This is a genomic window from Dyella marensis (assembly GCF_049532885.1).
GTDB classification, from domain to species: domain Bacteria; phylum Pseudomonadota; class Gammaproteobacteria; order Xanthomonadales; family Rhodanobacteraceae; genus Dyella_D; species Dyella_D marensis.
In genome coordinates, this window is record NZ_CP064029.1 from 326,251 (window position 1) to 351,552 (window position 25,302).

A 25,302-nucleotide genomic window follows, 5' to 3' on the forward strand; every position below is an offset into this window, starting at 1 on the left:
GGTCAACGCTAGTGCTGCTGTTCCTTCTGCTCCGCCATGCGCTTCTCCAGGTAGTGGATGTTCTGTCCACCGTGCTGGAAGCCGACGTCGGCCATGATGCGCTGCTGCAGCGGGATGTTGCACTTCACGCCTTCGATCACCGTCTCGGCCAGGGCCAGGCGCATGCGCGCGATGGCGGTCTCGCGGTCGGGGCCGTGCACGATCAGCTTGCCGATCATCGAATCGTAGTTCGGCGGGATCTTGTAGCCGTCGTACAGATGCGTGTCGACGCGCACGCCCGGGCCGCCCGGGGCTTCGAAGCGCTTCACCGTGCCGGGCGAGGGCAGGAAGCTGTCCGGGTCCTCCGCGTTGATGCGGCACTCGATGGCGTGGCCGTGGATCTTGATGTCTTCCTGGCGGATCGACAGCTTCTCGCCGCCGGCGATCAGCAGCTGCTCGCGCACCAGGTCGATGCCGGTGATCAGCTCGGTCACCGGGTGCTCCACCTGGATGCGGGTGTTCATCTCGATGAAGTAGAAGCGGCCGCCCTCGAACAGGAATTCGAAGGTGCCGGCGCCGCGATAGCCGATGCGCAGGCAGGCGTCGACGCAGACCTTGCCGATCTGCTCGCGCAGTTCCGGCGTGATCCCCGGCGCGGGTGCTTCTTCCACCACCTTCTGGTGGCGGCGCTGCATCGAGCAGTCGCGCTCGCCCAGGTGGATGGCATGGCCCTGGCCGTCGGCCAGCACCTGGATTTCCACGTGGCGCGGATTCTCCAGGAACTTCTCCATGTACACCTGATCGTTGCCGAAGGCCGCCTTGGCCTCCTGCTTGGTCATGGTGATGGCGTTGCCCAGGTGCGCCTCGGTGCGCACCACGCGCATGCCGCGGCCGCCGCCGCCGCCGGCGGCCTTGATGATCACCGGGTAGCCGATCTCGCGCGCGATGCGGATGTTCTCGTCCACTTCGTCGCCGAGCGGGCCGCCGGAGCCGGGCACGCAGGGCACGCCCGCGGCCTTCATGGCGCGGATCGCTTCCACCTTGTCGCCCATCAGGCGGATCACGTCCGCGGTCGGGCCGATGAAGATGAAGCCCGACTGCTCCACCTGCTCGGCGAAGTCGGCGCGCTCGGACAGGAAGCCGTAGCCCGGGTGGATGGCCTGGGCGTCGGTGATCTCGGCCGCGGCGATGATGCGCGGGATATTGAGGTAGCTGTCGACCGACGGCGCCGGGCCGATGCAGATCGACTCGTCGGCCAGGCCGACGTGCTTGAGGTTGCGGTCGGCGGTGGAATGCACGGCGACCGTCTTGATGCCGAGGCTATGGCAGGCGCGCAGCACGCGCAGCGCGATCTCCCCCCGGTTGGCGATGACGACTTTTTCCAGCATGGGCATGGTCGTCGGCCGCTCAGGCGATCACGAACATGGGCTGGTCGAACTCCACTGGCTGGCCGTTCTCGACCAGGATGGCCTGCACCGTGCCGCCGACGTCGGCTTCGATCTGGTTGAACATCTTCATGGCTTCGATGATGCCCAGCGTCTCGCCCGCCTTGACCTGCTGGCCGACCTTGACGAAAGCAGCGGCGCCCGGGGTGGCCGAGGCATAGAAGGTGCCGACCATCGGCGCCTTCACCACGTGGCCGGCCGGCAGCGTGCTGGCGGGAGCGGCTTCGGCGGCGGGCGCGGGAGCGGCGGCCGGGGCGGGGGCCTGCATCACCGGCGCCATCACGGGGGCGGCCGCCACGTTGACGGTTCCCTTCGGCACGCGCGACAGGCGCACGACTTCTTCGCCTTCCTTGATCTCGAGCTCGGCGAGGTTGGATTCCTCGAGCAGGTCGATCAGTTTCTTGATCTTGCGCAGGTCCATCGGTCAAACCTTTTCGTTGGTGCCGCCGCGGCGGCAGGGAAGGGAATGCTTGAGGTGGCGGGCGCTCAGGAGGCGGCCCGCTCCAGGCGGCTGAGCGCCGCTTCCAGGGCCAGCCGGTAGCTGTCCGCGCCGAAGCCGCAGATCACGCCCACGGCGACGTCGGCCAGGTAGGAGTGGCGGCGGAACGGTTCGCGCGCATGCACGTTCGAGAGGTGCACTTCCACGAACGGGATCGCCACCCCGGCCAGCGCGTCGCGCAGGGCGATGCTGGTGTGGGTGAAGGCGCCGGGATTGAACAGGATGATCGCCACCTGCTCGTCGCGAGCCTGGTGGATGCGGCCGATCAGCTCGTGCTCCGCATTGGACTGGAACCAGGCCAGCTCGTGGCCGGCGGCCTGGGCGCGCGCGGCGAGGGCAGAGTTGATGTCGGCCAGCGTGGCGCGGCCGTAGATGTCCGGTTCGCGCACGCCCAGCAGATTGAGGTTGGGTCCGTGCAGGACCAGGATCTTCGCCACGCCGAAACCTTCAACGGGACCGGGCAGGACCCGGCGACCGGCGGGAGTGTGCGCGCAGTCGGCAATGTTGTCCAGTTCGGCGCAGATCGGCGATGTTCGGCGGAGAAGTTCGCGTTAAACCGTGCGAGGCCGTATGGCTGCCGGAATGGCCTCAGGGCGCGGCCGGGGCTGCCAGCCAGCGTTCCAGGGTGGCGGCGTCCAGGGCGCCGCGGCGTGCATCGAGGATGCGGCCGTTGCCGTCCAGCAGCACGCTGTACGGCAACACTTCGCCGGCGTTGCCCAGCCGCAGCGAGGTGCTGGGACTTTCCAGCTGGCCGAGCAGGATGGGATAGTTCACCGGATGGGCGGCCAGAAACGCGCGCGCCCGGGCCGGTTCGTCCATGGCGATGCCAATGATGATGGCGCCCCGTTCGCCGAATTTCGCCTGCGCCCTGGCCAGCGCCGGCATCTCGTCCAGGCAGGGGCCGCACCAGCTGGCCCAGAAGTTGAGCAGCACGCGGCGGCCATGGAACTCGGACAGGCGATGTTCCCTGCCGTCCAGCCCCGGCAGGGCCAGGTCCGGACGCATGTCGCCCACCTTCGCCGCCTGCACCCCGCCCGGCGCATGCGCCTGCCGGCTGGCGTGCTGCAGCCAGCCGCCCAGCGCGGCGACCAGCACCGCCGCGCCGAGGATCAGCCAGTTGCCGCGGCTGAGCATTACTTCGCCGCCTCGGTCAGTGCCTGCTCGACCAGGGAAGCGGTCAGCACCGTCGGCAGCTTGCGGCCTTCGCCGCCGTTCTTCGGGAACACCACGTACAGCGGCACGCCGGGCGTGTGGTACTGCTGCAGGAAGGCGGTGATGTCCGGGTCTTCGTTGGTCCAGTCGCCCTTCATATAGACGGCGCCGGTGCGCTTGAGCAGGTCGTGGAAGGCGTCGGTGGCCAGCACGGTGTGCTCGTTGGCCTTGCAGGTGATGCACCAGTCGGCGGTCATGTCCACGAATACCGGGGTGCCGGCCTTGCGCAGCTCGGCCAGCTTGGCCGGGGTGAAGGCGACGGTGCCTTCCGCGGCGCTGGCGGCCGCCACCGGCGGCGGCAGATGCGCCAGGTAATACAGCGGCGCGAGCGCAAGCAGCAGCGGCAGCACGGCCAGGACACGCGCGCCGGCGCTGCGATAGCGGGCCCGCTCGAACCACCACAGCGCCATCGCCAGCATCACGCCCGCCACCAGCAGCAGGCCCACGGCGTCGGCGCCGCGCTGGTTGGCCAGCACCCAGGCCAGCCAGGCGGCGGCCAGGTACATCGGGAAGGCCAGCACCTGCTTGAGCGTGTCCATCCATGCGCCGGGCCGCGGCAGCAGGCGCGCCAGCGCCGGCACGTAGCCCACGGCGAGGAAGGGCAGGGCGAGACCCAAGCCCAGCATCACGAACACCAGCATCGCCTGCGCGGTCGGCGCGGCCAGCGCATAAGCCAGCGCGCTGCCCATGAACGGCGCGGTGCAGGGGCTGGCCACCACCACCGCGAGCACGCCGGTGAAGAAATCGCCGGCCAGGCCCGCGCGGCTCGCCAGGCCGCTGCCGGTATTGCCCAGCGAGGCGCCGAACTGCACCACGCCGGACATCGACAGCGCCACCGCCAGCATCACCAGCGACAGCGTGGCCACCACCAGCGGCTTCTGCAGCTGCGCGCCCCAGGCGGCTTTCAGCGACAGGATCACCAGGCCCAGCACCACGAAGCTCACCAGCACGCCGGCGGTATAGGCCAGCGCATGGCGGCGCCGGTGCGCGGGGCTCTCGCCGCTTTCGATCAGGCCGACCGCCTTGATCGACAGCACCGGCAGCACGCACGGCATCAGGTTCAGCACGAGGCCGCCGCCCAGGGCGAGCAGCAGGGCGGCCCACAGGCTCACGTCCAGCGCGGCGGCGGGGCGCGTTTCCGGCGCCGGGCCCGCCACGGTCTCGCCGGTGGCGACGGCGCCGCCGGCCAGGTCCACGGTGACCGCGCGCGACATCAGCGGATAGCACAGTCCGCCGTCCTGGCAGCCCTGGAAGCTGGCTTCGACCGCCACCTGCTTGAGCTTCGAGGTGTCGCCCTCGATCGCCACCGGCAGCTCGACCTGGTCGAAGTACACGGTGACGTTGCCGAAGTGCGGGTCCTGCTTGGTCGTGCCCTGCGGCCACTGCGGCTGGCCCAGCTTCAAGCCCGCGGCATTGAGATGCAGCGAAGTCTGGTCGCGGTACAGGTAATAGCCCTTGGGCATGGTCCAGCGCAGCAGCAGCTGGTTCGGCGAGCGGGCCAGGGCTTCGAAGCGGAACGCCTGCTCGGCCGGCAGCGGCGCGCTGTCGGTGCCGGGTGCGGCGCCGGGCGGCGTACCGCCGAGTTGGGCGAGCGCGGCGCCCAGGGTCTGCGGCGCGGCGGCGTCGGCCTGCGCGGTGCCGGCGGGCAGCGGCAGGTCCAGCTGTTCGGTATGCGGCGGATAGCAGATCTTCGGCTCCACCTCGTGGCAGCCCTGGTAGCGCACGGCGATCTTCAGCCGCTGCGTGCCGGCGGCCACGGTGTAGGGCACGGTGGCATCCACTTCGTGGTGGTAGATCTCCACATCGCCGAGGTATTCGTCGTGATGCCTGGCGCCGTCGGGCAGCTTCGCCTCGCCGGCGGTGATGCCTTCCGCCCCGGTGAACTTCATGCGGCCGCGATAGAGGTAGTAGTCCGGCGCGATGTCCCAGTGCAGCTTCAGCACACCCGGCGTGGAGGCGTCGGCCTTCAGCTTGTAGGCCTCGGTCACCGGCAGGATGCCGTCGTCGTCCTGCGCCAGGGCGTTGCCGATGCCGGACAGCAGCAGGGCCAGGCCAAGCAGGATAAGAGCGGGCCAGGCGAGGGCGGGGAAGCGCGCCGTCGGTCGGATCAGGCGGATCGGTTGCATTGCGGCTCCAGCGAAGGGCGTGCCCGGCGCGGGGACGCGGGCGATCTCGGATTATGGCGCAGCCGGCCTGCGCAGCGCCGGCCGGGGGAGGACAGCGGGGACGTCAGGCTTGTTCCGGCGTGGCCGCGGGAAGGCTGCGCGGGCGGATCAGCCCCGTGGTCAGCGCCACGCCGAGCAGGATCACCACGCAGCCGCCGGCCATCGACAAGGTGACCGGCTCGCCCAGGAACATCAGCCCCCATAGCGCGCCGAACACCGGAATCAGGTACAGCACCGCCAGCGTGCGGGTCGCACCGACGCGCGCCATCAGGCGGTAGAAGAGCACGTAGGCCAGCGAGGTACAGGCGGCGGCCAGGCCGAACATGGCGAACCAGGCCTGCGCGCCCGGCATCTTGGCCGGCCACAGCCACACCGTGAGCGGCAGCAGCGCGATGGCCGCGGCCAGCTGGCTGCCGGTAGCCACCGCCAGCGGCGACACGCCGCGCAGGCGGCGCTGGCCGTAATGCGCGCCGAAGGCATAGCAGACGTTGGCGCCGACGCAGGCCGCCATGGCCCAGGCCGAACCGCCGCCATGGCCGAAGCCCACGCTGCCGGCGATCAGCCACACCACGCCGGCAAAACCCACGGCCAGGCCGGCGGTGCGCGCGCCGTCCAGCTTCTCGCCCAGCCACAGCCAGCCCGACAGCGCCACCAGCAGCGGCCCGATCGCGTCGGAAATGGCCGACACGCCCGCCGGCAAGCTCATCGCCGCGTAGGAGAACAGCACGAATGGCAGCGCCGAATTGCTCATGCCCACCACCACGATCGGCCGCCAGTGCCGGCGCATCTCGGCCAGCCGCTCGCGCGAAGCCAGCAGCGGCAGCGAGCACAGCGCCGCGCCGATCGCGCGCAGCCCGGCCAGCGCCATGCCGCCGAACTGGTCCGCGCCCATGCGCATGAACAGGAACGACGCGCCCCACAGGGCACCCAGCAAGAGCAGCGCGGCGAGATCGGATTTCTTCATGGCGTGAAAGCTCATGGTGAAAGAGGGAAGTTGGAAGCTTGAGCCCCTCTCCCACCGGGAGAGGGGTTGGGGTGAGGGTGCGGGCGGAGCGCAAGAGTGATGTGCTTCGCTCCGGCCGTACCCTCATCCGGCTGCCGCCACCTTCTCCCGGAGGGAGAAGGGTTCCTTCATGGAGGTAGTCATCAAGGGACGGTGGCCGACTTGCCCTGCCCGAACAGCACCTGGCGTTCCGCTTCCGTCAGCGCCTGCTTCGGCGCGTACGCGTTTTCCACGCCTTCGTAGGTACGCAGCGTGGCGGGACGCGCCGCCATCGTGCGGAACCAGCGGGACAGGTTCGGAAACTGCTCCAGGTCCTGCCCATGTGCTTCGTGCGGAACGATCCACGGGTAACAGGCGATGTCGGCGATGGAGAATTCGCCGGCGATGAATTCGCGCCCTTCCAGTCGGCGATCGAGCACGCCGTACAGGCGGTGCACTTCGCGGGTGTAGCGGTCGATCGCGTAGGGCACCTTCTCCGGCGCGTACACATTGAAATGCCCGATCTGCCCGGCCATCGGACCCAGGCCGGCCATCTGCCAGAACAGCCACTGCAGCACCTCGGTGCGGCCGCGCAGGTCCGACGGGATCAGGCGGCCGGTCTTCTCGGCGAGGTAAAGCATGATCGCGCCCGATTCGAACATCGTGAGCGGCGCGCCGCCGTCGGTGGGCTCGTAATCGACGATGGCCGGGATCTTGTTGTTCGGCGAAACGGCCAGGAATGCCGGCTTGAACTGCTCGCCCTTGCTCAGGCTGACCGGGACCAGGCGGTAGGGAATGCCGGCCTCTTCCAGGAACAGGCGGGCTTTCAGGCCATTGGGGGTGGCGGCGTAGTAGAGCTCGATCATGGCGGCGGCCTTAGGCGGGAATGGCGACGGGTGCAGGCTAGGTCGTTCGATGGTCTGGCAAAAGGACCACAATGCGACAATTATTGGGGTCCACTTTGCGGGGCAGGCCATGGATCATCCGTTCGAGTTCCCGCTGGAGCTGCCGGCCAAGGGGTCGCGCCAGCGGCAGGCCGCGCTGCATGCGCAACTGCGCGCGGCGATCCTGGACGGCCGCCTGAAACCCGGCCTGCGGCTGCCCGCCACGCGCGAACTGGCCCAGGCGCTGCAGCTGTCGCGCAACACCGTGGTGGCGGCCTACGACCTGCTGCTGAGCGAGGGCTATGTGGTCGCGCGGCGCGGCGCCGGCAACTACGTGGCCGACCTGATGGAACGCCGCGCCCGCGCGCGCTCCACCGCGGCCGAGGCCGGCGGCGACCGCCGGCTGGCGCCGTACTGGCGCGAGGCGCGCCCGCCCGCGCCGTCGCCGCCGCCGGGCGCGTTCGCCTACGATTTCCGCCTGGGCGTGCCGGATACGCGGCAGTTTCCGTTCGAGGTGTGGCGCCGGCTGTCGGCACGTGCGCTGCGCGGCGTGTCGCGGTTGCCGTCGATGTCGGGGCAGTCGCGCGGGCGGCCGGTGCTGCGCGAGGCGATCGCGCAGCATGTGTCGTTCGCGCGCGCGGTGGCCTGCGACCCGGACGACGTGATGGTGACCAGCGGCGCGCAGCAGGCCTTCGACCTGCTGGCGCGCGTGCTGGTGACGCCGGGGCGCACCGTGGTCGCGGTAGAGGATCCCGGCTATACGCCACTGCGCGCGGCGTTTGCCGCGGCGGGCGCCAAGGTGGTGCCGGTGCCGGTGGACGGCGAAGGCATCGTGGTGGAACGGATTCCCGCCGAGGCGCGGGTGATCTACGTGACGCCGTCGCATCAGTTCCCGCTGGGCATGTCGATGTCGCCGCGCCGCCGCGCGGAGCTGCTGGCACATGCCGCGGCACGCGGCGCCACGGTGATCGAGGACGACTACGACGGCGAATTCCGCTACGGCGGGCGGCCGCTGGATGCGCTGCAGACGCTCGATCGCGAAGGCTCGGTCTGCTACGTCGGCACTTTTTCCAAATGCCTGTTCCCCGCGCTGCGCATCGGCTACGTGGTGGCGCCGCCATGGCTGCTGCCGGCGCTTGCGGCGGCGAAGGAACTGGCCGACTGGCATTGCGACGTGCCCGCGCAGGACACGCTGGCGGCCTTCATTGCCGAGGGACATCTGGCGCGCCATGTGCGGCGCATGCGCAACGTCTATGCGGAGCGGCGCGAGGCCTTGCTCGATGCGCTGGCGCGCCATGGACTGGAAGCCTGGCCTTCCGACGCCGGGCTGCATCTGTCGGCCAGGCTGCCGGCCAAGCTGCGTACGGATGTGCTGGTCGAACAGGCGGCCGGGCAGGGCGTGCGCATCGAAGGCCTGGATGGCTATACGTTCGGGCGCGTCGCCTCCAACGGCCTGGCGCTGGGCTACGGGCTGATGGAGGCCCGGCGCATGGAGGAGGCGGTGCGCCGCATCGCGCGGCTGCTGCCGCGCTGAGCGAAGTGGTCCCCAAGCATTGGCCGGAAGTGGTCCTTAAAACCGGACCACCGGAAGCGGAGCATGGCGCCCACTCTCAGCCTGGATCTCCCCGCCATGCATCGCCTCCTCCTTTGCTGTCTCCTCCTGCTGGGCCTGGCCGCCGCGCCGGCCTGGGCGCAATCCGGCCAGCAGCGCGCCGAAGCCGCCGGCAAGAGCCTGGTCGGCCAGCCGGCGCCGCGCGTCACCGTGAAGACCATCGACGGCAAGACCATCGATCTGGCCAGCCTGTACGGCAAGCAGGCGGTGTATCTGAAGTTCTGGGCCACCTGGTGCGTGCCCTGCCGCGAGCAGATGCCGCATCTGAAGAAGACCTACGAGGAAGCCGGCCCCGACCTGGCGGTGATCGCCATCAGCGTCGGCTTCGACGAAACCATCGAAGACGTGCGCAAGTACCGCGACGAGATGGGCCTGAAGATGCCGCTGGTGTTCGACGACGGCTCGCTGGGCGAGGCCTTCCATCTGCGCGTGACGCCGCAGCACGTGGTGATCGGGCGCGACGGCCGCATCCTCTACGTCGGCCACGAGGCGAACGCCAGGCTCGATGCCGCGCTGCAGGCAGCGCGCGGCAGCAGCGGCGTGGCCGCGGCCGGTGCGGCGGCGCCGAAGCAGGAGGCGCATTACGACACCGGCGACCGCGTACCCGCGTTCGACGCCGCCATGCTGGACGGCAAGCATCTGTCGCTGCCGGAAGCAGGCAAGCCGACGGCGCTGGTGTTCCTGTCGCCCTGGTGCGAGTCCTACCTGGCGACCAGCCGGCCCGAGCTTTCCAGGAGCTGCCGCGCGATGCGCGAACAGGTCGGCGCGCTGTCGGCGCATGACACGAAGCTGCGCTGGGTCGGCGTCGCTTCCGGCCTGTGGGCCGCGCACGACGAGCTGGTGAAGTACCGCGACGAGCACCGCATTGGCATGCCGCTGACCTTGGACGATTCGGGCGCGCTGTTCCGCCGCTTCCGCGTGACCCACGTGCCGACGGTGCTGCTGTTCGATGCGCAGGGGCGCATCACCGCCCGCGTCGAGCAGGCCGGGGCGCCGCTGGATCAGGCGCTCAAGACTTTGACCGCGCGTTGAGGGAGGCCGCCATGTCCACCTTGCTTCGCTGTGTTTTCGCGCTTGGGCTCGTCGCCGGCGTCGCTCTGCCGGCGTTGGCGGCCGAGGAACATCCGCTGCTCACCGCGCCACTGACTCAGGCGCCCGGCAGGAAATTGGTCGCGCTGACCGTCACCTTCGCCCCCGGCCAGCAGTCCAAGCCACACCATCACGAGGCCGACGCCTTCGTCTACATGCTGTCCGGCCGCGTGCGCAGCCAGGTCGACCGCGAGCCGGCGCGGGAATACGGCCCCGGCGAGAGCTGGTTCGAGCCGGCCGGGGCGCATCACCTGGGCACGGCGAATGTCAGCGGCACGGAGCCGGCGACTTTCCTGGTGGTGTTCGTGGCCCGGCCGGATGCCCGGCTGACCGTGCCGGATCAGGCGGCGCCAGATCAGATCAGCACGCCGGCCCGGACCCAGTCCAGATAAGCCTCGTGGCCGCGTTCCACCGGCACCGCGATCAGCTCCGGCAGCTCGTAGGGATGCAGTTCCAGCACGCGCGCCTTGAGGGCCTCGAAGCGCGCCGCGGTGGTCTTGATGAGGAGCAATTCCTCGACCTCGGTGCTGACCTTGCCCTGCCAGCGGTAGGTCGAGCGCACCCCGGGCAGGCGGTTCACGCAGGTGGCCAGCCCTTCTTCCACCAGGGTTCTGGCGAATCCGGCGGACTTGGCGGAGTCGGGATAGGTGCAGTAGCACAGCAGGACGGGGTCGGTCATGGTGGGGAGCCTAGCGTGGGCTCCCCGCCGCCGCATGCCCCGCCGCCCCTTGAAAGCCCCGCCGGCCTTCCCCATTAGCCCTTGCAGCTTCGGAACAAAGCCTCTTGCGGGGGATTCCTGCGTCGCTAGAATTGGCACTCACCCACCGGGAGTGCTAACAGCGCCGCAGGCGCCGTTCCGGGGACCCCTTTTTCGATCCACTCAAACCCAAGCTGGAGCCCATCACCATGAGCAAGCTGCGTCCGCTGCACGACCGCGTCATCGTCAAGCGCCTCGAAGAAGAGCGCGTTTCCGCCGGTGGCATCGTCATCCCCGACAGCGCCACCGAGAAGCCGACCCGCGGCAAGGTCATCGCCGCCGGCGCCGGCCGCATCCTGGAAGACGGCAAGGTCCGCCCGATGTCGGTGAACGAAGGCGACGTGGTGCTGTTCGGCAAGTACGCCGGCCAGGAAATCAAGATCGACGGCGAAGAGCTGGTCTTCCTGAAGGAAGACGACATCGTTGCGGTGATCGAAGGCTAAGCAGCCTCTCCCGCTTCTCTTCCCATCCCCTCATTCAAGCATTCAAAGGAATACAGATCATGGCTGCAAAAGAAGTCCGCTTTGGCGAAGACGTCCGCGCCCGCATGCTCAAGGGTGTCAACACCCTGGCCAACGCGGTCAAGGTGACCCTGGGTCCCAAGGGCCGCAACGTGGTGCTCGAGAAGAGCTTCGGCGCCCCGACCGTGACCAAGGACGGCGTCTCCGTCGCCAAGGAAATCGAGCTGGCCGACAAGTACGAGAACATCGGCGCGCAGATCGTCAAGGAAGCCGCTTCCAAGACCTCCGACGTGGCCGGCGACGGCACCACCACCGCCACCGTGCTGGCCCAGGCCTTCATCCAGGACGGCCTGAAGGCGGTCGCCGCGGGCATGAACCCGATGGATCTGAAGCGCGGCATCGACAAGGCCGTGGTCGCGGCCGTGGAAGAGCTCAAGAAGCTCTCCAACCCGACCGCCGACGACAAGGCGATCGCCCAGGTCGGCACCATCTCCGCCAACTCCGACTCGGCCATCGGCGAAATCATCGCCACCGCCATGAAGAAGGTCGGCAAGGAAGGCGTGATCACCGTCGAGGAAGGCTCGGGCCTGGACAACGAGCTGGACGTGGTCGAGGGCATGCAGTTCGACCGCGGCTACCTGTCGCCGTACTTCATCAACAACCAGCAGTCGCAGCAGGTCGAACTGGATGACCCCTTCATCCTGCTGTACGACAAGAAGATCTCCAACGTGCGCGAGCTGCTGCCGATCCTCGAGGGCGTGGCCAAGGCCGGCAAGCCGCTGCTGATCGTCGCCGAGGAAGTGGAAGGCGAGGCGCTGGCCACCCTGGTGGTCAACACCATCCGCGGCATCGTCAAGGTGGCCGCCGTGAAGGCTCCGGGCTTCGGCGACCGCCGCAAGGCGATGCTGGAAGACATGGCCATCCTGACCAACGGCCAGGTGATCTCCGAGGAAGTGGGCCTGCAGCTTGAGAAGGCGACCATCGCCGATCTCGGCCGCGCGAAGAAGATCGTGGTCACCAAGGAAAACACCACGATCATCGACGGCGCCGGCGAAGCGGAGAAGATCCAGTCGCGTATCGGCCAGATCAAGGCGCAGATCGAGGAGACCTCCTCCGACTACGACCGCGAGAAGCTGCAGGAGCGCGTGGCGAAGCTGGCCGGCGGCGTGGCCGTGATCAAGGTCGGTGCCGCCACCGAAGTGGAAATGAAGGAAAAGAAGGCCCGCGTCGAAGACGCCCTGCACGCCACCCGTGCGGCCGTCGAGGAAGGCGTGGTGCCGGGCGGCGGCGTCGCCCTGATCCGTGCGCTGAAGGCCGTGGTCGGCCTGAAGGGCGCCAACGAAGACCAGAACCACGGCATCAAGATCACCACCGCCGCTCTGGAAGCTCCGCTGCGCGCGATCGTGGCCAATGCCGGCGAAGAGCCCTCCGTCATCGCCAACAAGGTGAAGGAAGGCCAGGGCAACTTCGGCTACAACGCCGCCACCGGCGAGTTCGGCGACATGATCGCCTTCGGCATCCTGGACCCGACCAAGGTCACCCGCTCGGCGCTGCAGTACGCCGCCTCGGTGGCCGGCTCGATCATCACGACCGAAGCGGCCGTGACCGAGCTGCCGAAGAAGGAAGAAGCCCACTCGCACGGTGCGGGCGGCGGCATGGGCGGCATGGGCGGCATGGATTTCTGATCCGCCCCATCTGTTATCAGCTTCGAGGAGAACCCCGCCTTGTGCGGGGTTTTCTTTTTGGGGCGGCGGGGGCGAGAGCAGAGGGATGTCGTCTGATATTGGCCATCCAGCGAGGGGCAGGATCGGCCGTACTCCATATCATTGGTCGCCTTGTACATGGCGCCAAAGCGCCTCTATATTGTAGGTAGGCTTTAATATGGAAAGAGAATCCCTCCTTATGCAAGTTTGCCTTGCATGAACACGCCGAGGGCCCGTTCTCCGGCCGGGGACCGTAACCAGCGTGCCGGGCGCTATATCGCCCAGCCCAGTGGTTACCGCGCTTTTCATCCGAACCCACTGCCACCGAAGCCCGCGTTGCGGATGGACGACGAGCTGCAGGCGTTGCTGTCGCTTGCCGATCGTGCGCTGGGCCGCCTCGACGGTTCGATTCAAACCCTGCCCAATCCCGATCTGTTCGTCTTCATGTACGTACGCAAGGAGGCCGTGCTTTCCAGCCAGATCGAAGGCACGCAGAGTTCATTGCAGGACCTGCTGGCCGCCGAAGCGCACATCCTGACCCCGGACCGGCCGCGCGACGTCGACGAGGTGGTCAATTACGTCAGTGCCATGAACTATGGCCTGGGCCGGCTGCAGGAACTGCCGGTGTCGGTGCGCCTGATTCGCGAAATTCACGAGCGCCTGTTGCAAGGCGTGCGCGGCATGCGCCTCACGCCCGGCGAACTGCGCCATTCGCAGAACTGGATCGGTGCTTCGGGTTGCACCTTGAGCGAAGCCAGCTTCGTTCCACCACCGCCGCACGAGGTGCCGAACGCGCTTGGCGCGCTGGAAACCTTCCTGCACGCGCAGAGCGCGCTGCCGGCGTTGATGCAAATAGGGCTGGCGCATGCGCAGTTCGAAACCATCCATCCCTTTCTCGATGGCAATGGACGCGTCGGCCGTCTGCTGATCACCTTTCTGCTGTGCCAGCGGGACATTCTTGGGAAACCGGTCCTCTACCTGTCGCATTTCTTCAAGCAGCACCGCGCCGAGTACTACGAGCGACTGCAGGCCGTGCGCGACAAGGGCGATTGGGAAGGCTGGCTGGCGTTCTTCCTGCGTGGCGTGGTGAGCGTCAGCCGCGAAGCTACGGAGACCGCGCGACGCATCCTTCTGCTGCGCGAAGACCATCGCGCCAGAGTCACCGAAGGATTGGGGCGCGCCGCGGGCAATGGGCACAAGCTCCTGGAATACCTGTATCGACGCCCGATCGTTGCGGTGGCCGACGTGCAGGCGCTGACCACTACGACCTATACCGCGGCCAACAACCTGGTGTCGCGGCTGGTCGCCTTGGGCATCCTTGCCGAAGCCACCGGCTATCGGCGCAACCGGTTGTTCCGTTATCAGGCTTACATCGACTTGTTCGGCGAATCCGCGGATGCGGGGCAAGCGGCGGTGAAGTGATCGGGCGGCATGCTTGATCCGTGAGAAGGACCCCGCTACGGCGGGGTTTTTCTTTGCCCAAAAGAAAACCCCGGGAGTCCACCTCCCGGGGTTGCTCGATGCGGGCGCGCCCTTGGCGCCGCGTCGGTTGGATCGCTTACTTGCCGCCGGCTTCCGCCTTGGCGTCGGTCTTCGCGCCGACCGCGGCGCCGGCGACCGGCGTCTCGACCTTCGCGCCGGCCTTCACCGAGGTGGCGGCTTCGGCGCCGCCGGTGGCATCGCTCGCGGCCGACTCGGTGGTCTTGGCCGCCTTGTGGCCGGCGTGCTTGGCCTTGTGCGTCGCCTTCTTCACGGTGTCGGTCGCGCTCTCGGCGGTCTTGGTGGCAACCTGGTCCGTCGTCTTGGTGACGTCCTGCACCGCGGCGCCGGCGTTGAGGTTCGCGCTCGCCTTGGTGGCGTCCTGCACCGAGGTGCCGGCATTGACGCTCGCGCCGGCCTTGGCGGCCGCCTGGGCCTGGGCGAAGGCGGGGGCGGTCAGCACGGTGGCCGAGAGGACGAGAGCAGCAAGCAGGGTCTTACGCATGGGGTAAACCTCCGATGTGAGTGCCGCGACGCAACGTGCCGCGGTGGAATCACGCTAGAGGCGGTTTGCCTGCTGAATCCTGAATTTTTTCGGGCTGCTCCGGTTTGCTTAAGCCGGCGGACATGTCGCTGAATCGCCGGTGCGTGCCGATGAAAAACGCGTTCCGCGCACTCTTGTTTTCTTTCGCGCAGCTAGTGGGAATGCGCCTTGCGCGGCATCACTGATGCGCGCCTTCGGTGGCGGCGGCGGGTGCGGCGCCTTCCTGCGCGAAGCCGGTATGTTCCGAAAGCGCATCGGCGCGCGGCAGCATGCGGTCGAGTTTTCCTTTCAGCCGCAGCAGCGCCACGCTCTCCATCGCCGCATCGATGCGCTGCTCGCTGCCGTCTTCGGCCTGCGGCGGCGCGCCCGGTGCGCGGGTGAGCGCGGCCAGCTGCGGCGCCAGTACCTGGGTCAGCGCGAAGTACGCATCGTCGTGGATGCCGGCCTGCTCCAGCACCTTGCCCGGCAGCATCCATGAGGCGAGATCCTCGCGCTGCGGCTGCACCTGGTTGCGCGGATCGACCAGCAGCCAGGTGCCCGGCTCGCTCAGCATGTCCTTGCCGTCGACGAAGCCCAGCGTTTCGAAGCTGCCGCTCAAGCCCGGCAGGTGGTCGCCGTAGAACAGCAGCAGGGTGGGGCGCTCGCGCTGCGCCAGCAGGCTGGCCAGGCGGCCCAGTTCTTCGTCGGCGTGCTGCATGTGATAGAGGTAGTTGCGCAGTTCGGTCTTGTCCTCGGCGGCAAGGCCGTCCGGCACGGGGATCGCATCGCGCTTGACCGCATCGGCCGGCGTCACGTCGTAGGGGCCGTGCGCTTCGATGCTGATGGCGAACAGGAACTGCGGCGGGCCGGCATCTTTGAGCTGCGCCATGATTTCGTCGGTCATGGCGCGGTCGGCCATGTACTGGCCGTCCAGGTCCTTGGCGTTGACGAAGCCGCCCTGCGACACGAAACGGTCGAAGCCGATCGCGCGGAACGCCGTGCTGCGGTTCCAGAAGGCGGGGTTGTTGCCGTGGATCGCCATCGTGCGATACCCGTGCGAGCGCAGCGTGCGCACCATGCCCGGCACCACCTTGGTGTTGAGCTGCAGGTACGGGAACTGCAGGTCGTCGAAGTAGCGCAGCGACAGGCCGGTCAACACCTCGAACTCGGTGCGGATGGTGCCGCCGCCGAAGGTCGGCACGTGCAGCGCGCCGCTGTAGCCCTGCTGCGCCAGGCGGTGCAGGTTCGGCGTGAGGTCGTGGTGCTCGAAGCCCTTGAGGATGGCCGGATCGAAGAACGATTCGCTCTGCACCACCACGATGTCGGGCATGGCGCCGGTATCGCCCGACGCGCCGCGCATGCGTTCGCGCAGCGCGCCGTCGGCCTGGCCGATCAGCTGCATCGCCGCATTGGGGTCGGCCTTCTTGCGCTGCTGGCCGAAATGCAGATGGAACATCATCAGCGAGCTGACCAGCCCCGAATGCTGCGCGGTGGACGAGGCCGACCACGGCTCCATCCACAGCGTTTCGCCGTCGTAGAAGCGGCCCCAGGCCGGCGCGCCGCCCAGCAGCGAGCCGAGCACCACCAGCACCGAGGCGCCGGCGAGCAGGCGCTTGCCGCGGGTCCGGCGCGGGAACAGCGGCAGCTCCTTGCGCCAGGCCAGCACCACCAGGGCGATGCCGGCGGCCAGCGCCAGGTACGGCCAGGGCGTGGTCGGCAGATAGCCGCCGAGCAGATGCAGGCCGCCCTTGCGCAGCTGGCCGAGCATGCGGAAATCGGCCGGCATCAGCGGCGTGCCCAGCTGCCTCACCTTCAGCGCATTGACGCCGTACAGCACGCCCTGCAGCAGGAAGGCCAGGCCGAACGAGAGCAGCGGACGCCGGCTCAGCACCATCAGCAGCAGGGCCAGCAGCAGCCCCGGCAGTGCATTGGCCAGCAGGTACAGCGGCTGCTGGAACAGCTGCTGCGGCGCAACGCCTTCGCCGCCGTCGAGCCAGCCGGTGAACAGCACGAAGGCCACCGCCAGCATCAAGGGGAGGGCGACGCGGCGGGCCAGGCCGGGCCTGGCGGCTGGATTGAGGGTCTTGGTCATGGCAGTCCTAGGGGGATTGCGCTGTCATGGCTCGGACATCGGAATGTAACGATGCCGGCATGAACCAGGTGTTCGGCGTTCGTGGTGCTTGCGTACTTTTCGAGCAGTGCCAACGTGATGGCGAAGCGGCGCGTGCACGAGCCCCTGCCGTGCAGGATCTCGCGGTCATCTGCCGGTCATCTTGGCATCGCGCGGACGGGCGCAGACGGCACACCGGCGCGGAAGGCACAATGTCCGGATGCAGCCCAAGGAATCCCCGGCGCTACGCGCCCTGATCGACGACCGCTACGCCGAACTGGCCGCGCGCTGCCGCCTGGCCGGTGTTGCGCTGCACGACGACGCCGGCGTGGCCGAGCGCATCCGCCGCGCCCTGCTGGCCAGCGATTTCGCCTACGACATCTGGTTCCGCCAGCCGCAGCTGCTGGCGCCGCAGGGGCTGGAACGCTTGCGCGCCGGTGGCGACGCCAGCACGCGCATCGAGACGCTCAGGCTCGATCCGGACGAAGCCGCCTGCATGGCCACGCTGCGCCGCTTCCGCCACGCCGAGGCGCTGCGCCTGGTGTTCCGCGACGTCAACGGGCTGGACGAATTGCCCGAGACGCTGTCCGCCACCAGCGTGCTCTACGAGGCGCTGCTGGGCGCCGCGCTGGGCTGGTCCGAACGCGCGCTGGCCGCGCGCTATGGCCACGGCCGCGACCACGAGGGCGTCCTGCAGCGCATGGTGGTGGTCGGCTTCGGCAAGCTCGGCGGCAGCGAGCTGAATTTCTCCTCCGATATCGACCTGGTGCTGGCCTATCCGCACAGCGGCCAGAGCGACGGCCCGCGGCCGCTCGACAACAGCGAATACTTCGTGCGCATGGGCCGCCAGCTGGTGCGCCTGCTGGCCGAGCCCACCGTCGACGGCATCTGCGCGCGCGTCGATCTGCGCCTGCGCCCGTTCGGCAATGCGGGTCGCCTCGCGCTGCCGTTCAGCGCGATGGAGCAGTACTACCAGAGCGAAGGCCGCGACTGGGAACGCTACGCCTGGATCAAGGCGCGCCCGGTAGCCGGCGACCGTAACGCGGGCAAGCAGCTGCAGGAACTGCTGCGGCCGTTCGTGTTCCGCAAATACCTGGACTACACCGCCTTCGCCGGCCTGCGCGAAATGAAGGCGCTGATCGACGCCGAGGTGGCGCGCAAGGACCTGGCCGACAATCTCAAGCTCGGCCCCGGCGGCATCCGCGAAGTCGAATTCATCGTGCAGCTCACCCAGCTGATCCGCGGCGGCCGCGAACCGAGCCTGCGCGTGCGCGGCCTGCTGCCGGCGCTGACCGCCTGCGAGGCGCGCGGCCATATCGCCGCCTCGCGCGCCAAGGCGCTGCGCGAGGCCTATGTGTTCCTGCGCCGGGTGGAAAACCGCGTGCAGATGCTGCGCGACGCGCAGACGCACGACATCCCCGAAGACGCACTGAGCCGCGAGCGCATCGCGCTCGGCCTGGGCCATGCCTCGTGGGAAGCGCTGGCGGCGGAACTGGCGCGCCATCGCGCCGTGGTCAGCGAGGAATTCGCCGAGGTGCTGGTGCCGCAGGGCGGCCGCACCGCGAGCGTGCCGGTGGAAGACGTGGCGCTGTGGCGGCGCGTCTGCGCGGAAGAGATCGATCCCGGCCTGCTCGAAGCGGCAGGTTTCCAGCCCGGCGCCGAAGCCGCCGAGGCGCTGCTCAAGCTGCCGCAGGCCGCAACGGTGCGCGCCATGCCGCCGCGTTCGCGCGAACAGCTCGACCGCCTGATGCCGCAGCTGCTGGCGCTGGCGCGCGACAGCGCGGCGCCGGTGCCGGGCCTGCTGCGCCTGTGCCGGCTGGTGCAGGCGGTGGCGCGGCGCTCCTCGTATCTGGCCTTGCTGGAAGAACAGCCGGCGGCGCGGCGACGCCTGGCCGACCTGTTCGCACGCAGCGCCTTCCTCGCCGAGCGCGTGATCGCGCAGCCGCTGCTGCTGGACGACGTGCTCGATCCGCGCATCGACCAACTGCCGCTCAAGCGCGCCGATATCAGCGCGGAAATCAGCCGCGTGCTGGGCACGCTGGACGAGCGCGAGGCCGAAGCGGAGCTGGAGCGCATCAACGAATTCAAGGCCAGCACGGCGTTCCGCCTCGGCCTGGCCTTCAACGACGGCCGCGCCGACGCGGTCGCCACGGCGCGCCGCCTCGGTGCGCTGGCGGAGTCGGTGGTGATCGCGGTGATGGCGCTGGCGGAACGCGAACTCACCGAACAGCACGGCCGCCTGCCGGGCGAAGGCAGCGGCTTCGCCGTGCTCGGCTACGGCAGCCTCGGCGGCGAGGAGCTGGGCTTCGCCTCCGACCTGGACCTGGTCTTCGTCTACGACACCCGCCGCGCCCATGCGATGAGCGATGGCGCGCGCCCGATCGAAGGCTCGCGCTGGTACCAGCGCCTGGCGCAGCGCGTGATGAACTGGCTGACCGTGCTGACCCGCGCCGGGCGTCTGTACGAAGTGGATACGCGGCTGCGTCCCGACGGTTCCAAGGGTCTGCTCGTCAGCAGCCTGGAAGCCTTCGCCGAATACCAGCGCAGCCGCGCATGGACGTGGGAACACCAGGCGTTGCTGCGCGCCCGCCCGGTGGCCGGCGATGCCGCGTTGAATGCGGAGTTGCTCGACGTGCGCCGCGAGATCCTCGCCGTGCCGCGCGAGCGTGCCCGCGTGCTGGCCGACGTCAGCGACATGCGCCGGCGCTGGCGCGCCGAGCGCGACCGTTCCGACGAGCGCCTGTTCGATCTGAAGCAAGGCCACGGCGGCCTGCTCGATATCGAGTTCGCCCTGCAGGGCCTGGTGCTGGCGCACGCGGCGGAGCGGCCGCTGCTGCTGCTGTCCACCGCGAACGCGGCGCTGATCGAAGCCTGCCGCACCAGCGGCCTGCTCGACGATGCGCAAGCCGAGGTGTTCGCGCGCGCGCATGGCGAACTGCTGCGCCGTGCGCTGGCCTGCACGCTGGACCTGCGTTCGCGCATCGCGCCGCGCGAGCCGGCGCTGGATGCATTGAGCGAAGAAGTGCGGCGGGTGACGGCGGAGCTCGGCTTCGCGTTCGCCGCGAAGGCGACGACGGTCTAGCTGCGGCTGGCGTTGCGCGCCGCGATGCGCTGGCGCACCGTCTCGGCGATGGCGCGGGTTTCGCGCAGCGGCGTCTGCCGTGCGGGCGGCGTGTCGTCCAGCCCGTGCAGCAGCCCCGCTTCGCGCAGCGCCTGGTGGAACCGCGCGAATTTGCCGGGCAGCGGTGCGCGCACCAGGGTCTGCACCGCGCAGCCGATGGCGCAGGCTTCGGAAAGCATGTTGATCGAGTCCGGCGTCACCACCAGCCGGTCGGCCCAGCCCATGGCGGCGGGGTAGGGATTGGCGCCGTCTTCCTCGCTGCTCCACACCACGCCGGGAATGCCGGCGAGGCGTTCGCGCAGCACCGCGACCACGCCGGCCGGCGTGCGGCGCGAGGCCAGCACCAGCAGGCTGCCGCCGTCGCGCCGCTGCTGCGCCACCAGCCGCTCGGCCAGGGCGTGGGCATACGCAGCGTCGATCGGAATCCCCTTGCGCGGCCCGCCCACCAGCACCGCGACGCGCGGCTGCGGCAAGTCGCCGAAGGCGGGGCAGACGTCGCGGCCTTCGGCCAGCCAGGCGTCGTCGACCGGATTGAGCGAGCCCAGCGGATGCAGCACGTTCGGTCCGTCCAGGCCGTCATGGCGTGGCGCGATCACCGTGTCCCAATGCCGCGGATCGATACGCGGATCGAGAATCTGCACCGCATAGCTGCCGCCTTCGGACAGTTCGCGCACCAGCCGCGTGTAATACGCCGCCGCGCGGCCGCAGCCGACGATCACCGCCGGCCACGGCGGCACCACGATGCCGCGGCGCTGCGGCGCGGGCAGGGCGAAGCGGCCGCCGGGCAGCAGGCGCGGCGCGAACCAGGACCAGGGCGCGCGCAGTCCCAGCACCAGATGGCGGAACGGCAGGCCCAGCGCTTCGGCCAGGGCCAGGGCCTGGCGGTCGTTGCCGGCGCGGCCGTCGGTGACCACCAAGCATTCGCCGTGCAGCCTGGTCATGCGGGGTGCTGGCCCGGGATTGTTTCGATTCTCGCCACAGTACGTTCTGTCCGGCCCAGTCCTGTTCGCCCTTGCGTGCCCGTACACTTCGGGGCCACGGCGCCGCCCGGCGCGTTCTATCGAAGGATACCCATGAGCGAGTTGCTTTCCGAGGCCGCCCTCGACCAGCTGTTCCGCGAGGCCCGCACCTACAACGCCTTCCTGGACAAGCCGGTGAGCGACGAGGTGCTGCGCCAGGTCTACGAGCTGGCCAAGTTCGGCCCCACCAGCGCCAACTCCTCGCCGGCGCGCATCGTGTTCGTGAAGTCGGCCGAGGCCAAGGCCAAGCTGGAGCCGTTCCTGTCCGAAGGCAACCGCGCCAAGACCATGAAGGCGCCGGTCACCGCCATCGTCGGCGTCGACCACGAGTTCTACGAGCACCTGCCGCGCCTGTTCCCGCATGCCGATGCGCGCAGCTGGTTCGTCGGCAACCAGCCGATGATCGACACCACCGCATTCCGCAACGCTACCCTGCAGGGCGCCTACCTGATCATCGCGGCGCGCGCGGTGGGCCTGGACTGCGGCCCGATGTCCGGCTTCGACAACGCCGGCGTGGACAAGGCGTTCTTCGCCGATACGCCCAGCGTGAAGTCCAACTTCCTGATCAATCTCGGTTACGGCGATGCCAGCCGCGACCTGTTCCCGCGCAACCCGCGCCTGTCGTTCGAGGAGGCGTGCCGCATCGCCTGAGCGCGATGCGTCCGCCTTTAACCGCAGCCCCCTCTTCCACGGAGAACTACCCATGCGTGCACTTCGTTACCTCGTTCTCGCCGGCCTGATCGGCGCCGCCGTCACCGCGCAGGCCGACCCGGTCACCTACAAGCTCGACCCGGGCCACACCAATGTGCTGTTCAGCTGGAACCACTTCGGCTTCTCCAACCCGACCGCGAACCTGGGCCTGGGCGAAGGCACCCTGGTGTTCGACGAGAAGGACGCAGCCAAGTCCTCGGTCGAAGTGACCCTGCCGCTGGCCAACCTGGACACCCACGTGTCCAAGCTGGACGAGCACCTGAAGAAGCCGGATTTCTTCGACGCCGACAAGTTCGCCAACATCACCTTCAAGAGCACCAAGGTGCAGTCGCTCGGCGGCGGCAAGTACAAGGTGACCGGCGACCTGACCGTGCACGGCGTGACCAAGCCGGTGGTGCTGGACGCCAAGCTCAACAAGAGCGGCGTGCACCCGATGCTGAAGGTGCAGACCGTGGGTTTCGACGCCAGCACCACGGTGAAGCGCTCGGATTTCGGCATGGGCGCCTACGTGCCGAACGTCAGCGACGAGATCAAGATCCACATCACCACCGAGGCTTCGGTGCCGAAGGCGGATTGATGCATGCCGGCGCCGTTCGCGGCGCCGCATGAAAAAAGCCCGCGCCGTGATGGCGCGGGCTTTTTATTTGCGCGTTGCCGGCGGGGCGTCAGTTCTTGCTGACGCCTTCGTTCTTCAGCGACTCCAGCTTGCTCAGGTCCACGCTGTTGACGGCGTCCTTGAGCTGGTCGATCTCCGCGTTGCCGCTGGCCTTCACCGAGAAGCGCTGGCCGACCACCACGGTGTAGTCGCCGGTCTTGTTGACCTTGTCCCAGGACTCGTGCACCAGGCGGCCGTCCTTGCTGTAGGTCTTCTCGTAGCCGTTGTCGGTCTGCTGCTCGGACTCGGCGGCGAAGGCATTGGCCACCGCCATCATGCCCTTCATGCTGCCGGTGTCGGAGATTTCCAGCTCGATGTTGCGGCTGCCGTCGCCGTACTGGCCGTGCGCGACGGTGATCTGCACGCCCACGCCGGCGCTGCGCTCGGCCGACAGGCTCTGGCGCTTGAGGCCCCCGGCGCTGTCGGGCAGGAAGGCCTTGATCTGGTCGGCCGACAGCGACTGCACGTTGCCGTCGTTGCCCATCATCTTGCTCATCGCGGCCTGCTGGGCGGAGGTGTCGCCGGACTTCTGCGCGGCCTCCAGCTCCTTGCTGGCCTGCTCGGCGCGCGCACCCATCTCGGCCAGCTTGCCGGCCGCGCTGTCCTTGTCGACGGTGACGCTGCCGTTGTCGCCGCTGAAGGTGACGTGGCCGCCGCTCATGGCGGCGCCGGTCAGTGCCGCGGTGCCGACCACGCCGGCCACGATCATGCTGACGATCCAGCCCAGCACGATGCCGATGATGATACTCACGGCCGTATAGCCGGCCGTCTTCTCCACCGGGCTTTGCATGGTGGCCGACAGGCCCAGGTAGAGCAGGTAGATCGAGTAGATGCCGCCGGCGATGGCGATCAGCCAGCCGATCCAGGGCAGGATCACCGCAGCGCCGGCGACCCAGCTGGCGGTCCAGGCATAGGCCACGGCTTTCAGCGCCTGCACCGGCTCTTTCTGGCCGCCGAAGCTTGGCGCCAGCGCGTTGACGATCAGCGACATCACATAGACCAGCACCAGCGACAGCACGTACTGCAGCACCATGCCGGCCAGGCCGGAGCCGAACGGCGCGCGCCAGGTCATGCCCATCAGGCTGACGCCGATCAGGCTGTTCTTGATGAAGCCGGCGACGGCCGGCAGCGCGGCCAGCACCAGGATGTAGCTGGTATAGAGGCCCTGCACGGTGGCCGGCTCCGCGGCGATGACCGGCCATTCGGTCTTGGGCGTGGTGAGGATCGCCCGCGCGCGGGCCATGATCTTTCCGAAATCCATTGGATGTTCCCCTTCAAGCTGGATGGTGCGGCGGTGGTCCGCCGGGGCAGCCGATGATGCAGCCGCCCGATGACAATCGGCCCGGAGCCGGTTCACAGCATGTTTCTTCCCTGTGCCCGCCGCGCCGGCCGGGCGGTGCAGCCTGCTACCATTGTCGGCCCGATGTCCAGTCTGGAGCTTGATCCCATGCCCGCTTCCCCCGCCGAGCCCGCACGGCAGATTTTGGCCAATGCCGAAAATCGTTATGAAGTGACGCGCAAGGACCTTCCCTTGTCCTGCCCGCTGCCCGGCATGGCGCTGTGGAACTCGCACCCGAAGGTGTACCTGCCGATCGTCGAGGACGGCGGCGAATCCAGCTGTCCCTACTGCGGCGCGCGTTACGTCCTGAACGACTGAACCGGCCGGGGCCAGGCAAGGCACCGCATCGAACTTCAGGCGGCAATCGGCACGATTGCTGCTTGTCCCCAAGGATGAAGGCTTTACTCGAACCGTCCATGTCCGCCGTTGCCGCGCCAGCCCGGTCGCTGACCGTGGTCCAGCTGATCCCGGCCCTGCAGTCCGGTGGGGCCGAGCGGTCGGCGCTGGAAGTCGCGCGCGCGCTGGTGCAGGCCGGTCACCGTTCGGTGGTGATCTCCGCCGGCGGCCGCCTGGCCGGCCAGCTGGAAGCCGAGGGCAGCGAGCACATCAGCCTGGACATCGGCCGCAAGTCGCTGCGCACCCTGCTGCGGGTGGGCGCCCTGCGCCGCGTGCTGGCGCAGCTGAAGCCGGACATCGTGCACGCCCGCTCGCGCCTGCCGGCCTGGCTGGGCTGGTGGGCGATCCGCGGGCTGCAGCCGCGCCCGCATTTCGTTACCACCGTGCACGGCTTGAATACGCCCGGGCGCTACAGCTCCATCATGCTGCGCGGCGAGCGGGTGATCGCCGTCTCGCAGACCCTGCGCGACTACGTGCTCAGCCACTACCGCTGGCTGGAACCCTCGCGCGTGCGGGTGATTCCCCGCGGCATCGACCCTGAGGCGTTTCCGTACGGCCATCGCCCCGACGATGCCTGGCAGAAGGCCTTCTTCACCGAATTCCCGCGCTTGGCCGGCGCGCCGCTGCTGACCCTGCCGGGCCGCGGCACGCGGCTGAAGGGCCATCACGACGCCGTCGAGCTGATCGCGGAACTCAAGCGCCGCGGCATCGACGCGCGCCTGCTGCTGCTGGGCGTGATCGAGCCGGGCCGCGAAGCCTACGTGGCCGAGCTGCGCGAGCTGATCAGTGCGCGCGGCATCGAGTCCCAGGTGGTGCTGACCCCGCCGCGCAACGACGTGCGCGACATCTACGCCGTGTCGGCGCTGGTGCTGCAGCTGTCGAACAAGCCCGAATCCTTCGGCCGCACCGTGGTCGAGGCGCTGTCGCTGTGCCGCCCCGTGCTGGGCTATGCCCACGGCGGCGTCGGCGAGCTGCTGGCCGAGCTGTATCCGGCCGGCCGCGTGCCGGTCGGCGACCGCGAACGCCTGGTGGAGCGCGCGGCCGAGCTGCTGCGCGTGGCGCCGCCGATCCCGATGCTGCAGAGCTACCGCCTGTCGGACATGCAGCAGGCCACGCTGGCGCTGTACGAGGAAGTGGTCGCCGGCTGACCCGCTCGTCATT

At 68.9% G+C, this 25,302-nt stretch carries 23 protein-coding genes; 11 read left to right on the top strand and 12 right to left on the bottom strand.

The features are described from left to right. Positions 1-8 precede the first annotated feature (8 nt). The 7 genes from accC to ISN75_RS01380 all read right to left on the bottom strand — a co-directional run bounded on the left by accC (position 9) and on the right by ISN75_RS01380 (position 7,148). Positions 9-1,367, bottom strand: a complete 1,359-nt coding sequence (accC, locus tag ISN75_RS01350; protein ID WP_343819170.1) for an acetyl-CoA carboxylase biotin carboxylase subunit — start codon at positions 1,365-1,367, stop codon at positions 9-11. A gap of 19 nt (positions 1,368-1,386) precedes the next feature. Beyond that, on the bottom strand, positions 1,387-1,845 hold the full coding sequence (gene accB, locus ISN75_RS01355; RefSeq protein ID WP_168649154.1) for an acetyl-CoA carboxylase biotin carboxyl carrier protein: 459 nt from the start codon (positions 1,843-1,845) through the stop codon (positions 1,387-1,389). Between the two features lie 65 nt (positions 1,846-1,910). Then, entirely contained in the window at positions 1,911-2,360 is a 450-nt protein-coding gene (gene aroQ / locus ISN75_RS01360) for a type II 3-dehydroquinate dehydratase (protein ID WP_168649155.1), read from the bottom strand. A gap of 151 nt (positions 2,361-2,511) precedes the next feature. Further along, positions 2,512-3,057, bottom strand: a complete 546-nt coding sequence (locus ISN75_RS01365; protein ID WP_343819165.1) for a TlpA disulfide reductase family protein — start codon at positions 3,055-3,057, stop codon at positions 2,512-2,514. Next, positions 3,057-5,261 carry a protein-disulfide reductase DsbD gene (locus tag ISN75_RS01370; protein WP_343819164.1) on the bottom strand — a complete coding sequence of 735 codons (2,205 nt, stop codon included), beginning with the start codon at positions 5,259-5,261 and terminating at the stop codon, positions 3,057-3,059. Before ISN75_RS01370 ends, ISN75_RS01365 begins: the two co-directional genes overlap by 1 nt. 103 nt (positions 5,262-5,364) lie before the next feature. Further along, on the bottom strand, positions 5,365-6,264 hold the full coding sequence (locus ISN75_RS01375) for a DMT family transporter (RefSeq protein WP_343819162.1): 900 nt from the start codon (positions 6,262-6,264) through the stop codon (positions 5,365-5,367). A gap of 182 nt (positions 6,265-6,446) precedes the next feature. Then, entirely contained in the window at positions 6,447-7,148 is a 702-nt protein-coding gene (locus tag ISN75_RS01380; RefSeq protein ID WP_343819160.1) for a glutathione S-transferase N-terminal domain-containing protein, read from the bottom strand. Positions 7,149-7,257: 109 nt separating this feature from the next. On the opposite strand from ISN75_RS01380, the gene ISN75_RS01385 reads away from it, so the two are divergent. The 3 genes from ISN75_RS01385 to ISN75_RS01395 all read left to right on the top strand — a co-directional run bounded on the left by ISN75_RS01385 (position 7,258) and on the right by ISN75_RS01395 (position 10,259). Next, positions 7,258-8,700, top strand: coding sequence for a PLP-dependent aminotransferase family protein (locus ISN75_RS01385; protein ID WP_343819158.1), 1,443 nt, complete (start codon positions 7,258-7,260; stop codon positions 8,698-8,700). A 96-nt stretch (positions 8,701-8,796) separates the two neighbouring features. Next, positions 8,797-9,810 (top strand): TlpA disulfide reductase family protein, encoded by a 1,014-nt coding sequence (locus ISN75_RS01390; RefSeq protein ID WP_343819156.1) that lies wholly within the window; start codon positions 8,797-8,799, stop codon positions 9,808-9,810. An 11-nt stretch (positions 9,811-9,821) separates the two neighbouring features. Beyond that, complete coding sequence (locus ISN75_RS01395; RefSeq protein ID WP_167255263.1) at positions 9,822-10,259, top strand: cupin domain-containing protein; 438 nt, start codon at positions 9,822-9,824, stop codon at positions 10,257-10,259. Here the strand turns inward: ISN75_RS01395 and cutA are convergent. Further along, a complete protein-coding gene (cutA, locus tag ISN75_RS01400; RefSeq protein ID WP_167255265.1) occupies positions 10,223-10,546 on the bottom strand; it encodes a divalent-cation tolerance protein CutA in 324 nt (107 codons plus the stop codon). The genes ISN75_RS01395 and cutA overlap by 37 nt on opposite strands. Before the next feature lie 227 nt (positions 10,547-10,773). On the opposite strand from cutA, the gene groES reads away from it, so the two are divergent. The 3 genes from groES (at position 10,774) to ISN75_RS01415 (ending at position 14,210) form a co-directional block, all read left to right on the top strand. Next, the gene (groES, locus tag ISN75_RS01405; protein WP_026634928.1) at positions 10,774-11,067 is read left to right on the top strand and encodes a co-chaperone GroES; all 294 of its coding nucleotides are present in this window, start codon (positions 10,774-10,776) and stop codon (positions 11,065-11,067) included. A 59-nt stretch (positions 11,068-11,126) separates the two neighbouring features. Then, positions 11,127-12,770 carry a chaperonin GroEL gene (groL, locus tag ISN75_RS01410; protein ID WP_167255267.1) on the top strand — a complete coding sequence of 548 codons (1,644 nt, stop codon included), beginning with the start codon at positions 11,127-11,129 and terminating at the stop codon, positions 12,768-12,770. A 360-nt stretch (positions 12,771-13,130) separates the two neighbouring features. Continuing rightward, positions 13,131-14,210: a Fic family protein gene (locus ISN75_RS01415; RefSeq protein ID WP_343819152.1), complete on the top strand. Its 1,080-nt coding sequence runs from the start codon at positions 13,131-13,133 to the stop codon at positions 14,208-14,210. Positions 14,211-14,346: 136 nt separating this feature from the next. Here ISN75_RS01415 and ISN75_RS01420 read toward each other — a convergent pair whose 3' ends face one another. Continuing rightward, positions 14,347-14,772: a hypothetical protein gene (locus ISN75_RS01420; RefSeq protein ID WP_343819150.1), complete on the bottom strand. Its 426-nt coding sequence runs from the start codon at positions 14,770-14,772 to the stop codon at positions 14,347-14,349. 217 nt (positions 14,773-14,989) lie between these two features. After that, a complete protein-coding gene (locus tag ISN75_RS01425; protein ID WP_343819148.1) occupies positions 14,990-16,882 on the bottom strand; it encodes an LTA synthase family protein in 1,893 nt (630 codons plus the stop codon). A 238-nt stretch (positions 16,883-17,120) separates the two neighbouring features. Here ISN75_RS01425 and glnE point away from each other — a divergent pair, with 238 nt between their 5' ends. Further along, positions 17,121-19,982, top strand: a complete 2,862-nt coding sequence (gene glnE / locus ISN75_RS01430; protein WP_343819146.1) for a bifunctional [glutamate--ammonia ligase]-adenylyl-L-tyrosine phosphorylase/[glutamate--ammonia-ligase] adenylyltransferase — start codon at positions 17,121-17,123, stop codon at positions 19,980-19,982. Here the strand turns inward: glnE and ISN75_RS01435 are convergent. Further along, complete coding sequence (locus ISN75_RS01435) at positions 19,979-20,962, bottom strand: mitochondrial fission ELM1 family protein (RefSeq protein ID WP_343819144.1); 984 nt, start codon at positions 20,960-20,962, stop codon at positions 19,979-19,981. The genes glnE and ISN75_RS01435 overlap by 4 nt on opposite strands. A gap of 132 nt (positions 20,963-21,094) precedes the next feature. On the opposite strand from ISN75_RS01435, the gene ISN75_RS01440 reads away from it, so the two are divergent. Continuing rightward, a complete protein-coding gene (locus ISN75_RS01440) occupies positions 21,095-21,691 on the top strand; it encodes a malonic semialdehyde reductase (protein WP_167255281.1) in 597 nt (198 codons plus the stop codon). A gap of 52 nt (positions 21,692-21,743) precedes the next feature. After that, complete coding sequence (locus ISN75_RS01445; RefSeq protein WP_167255283.1) at positions 21,744-22,328, top strand: YceI family protein; 585 nt, start codon at positions 21,744-21,746, stop codon at positions 22,326-22,328. A gap of 88 nt (positions 22,329-22,416) precedes the next feature. Here ISN75_RS01445 and ISN75_RS01450 read toward each other — a convergent pair whose 3' ends face one another. Further along, complete coding sequence (locus ISN75_RS01450) at positions 22,417-23,667, bottom strand: Yip1 family protein (RefSeq protein WP_343819142.1); 1,251 nt, start codon at positions 23,665-23,667, stop codon at positions 22,417-22,419. A gap of 186 nt (positions 23,668-23,853) precedes the next feature. On the opposite strand from ISN75_RS01450, the gene ISN75_RS01455 reads away from it, so the two are divergent. Together ISN75_RS01455 and ISN75_RS01460 are read left to right on the top strand one after the other, a co-directional pair. Further along, on the top strand, positions 23,854-24,063 hold the full coding sequence (locus tag ISN75_RS01455; RefSeq protein ID WP_167255417.1) for a zinc-finger domain-containing protein: 210 nt from the start codon (positions 23,854-23,856) through the stop codon (positions 24,061-24,063). Positions 24,064-24,161: 98 nt separating this feature from the next. After that, complete coding sequence (locus ISN75_RS01460; protein ID WP_168649168.1) at positions 24,162-25,289, top strand: glycosyltransferase; 1,128 nt, start codon at positions 24,162-24,164, stop codon at positions 25,287-25,289. The last annotated feature ends 13 nt before the right edge of the window (positions 25,290-25,302 follow it).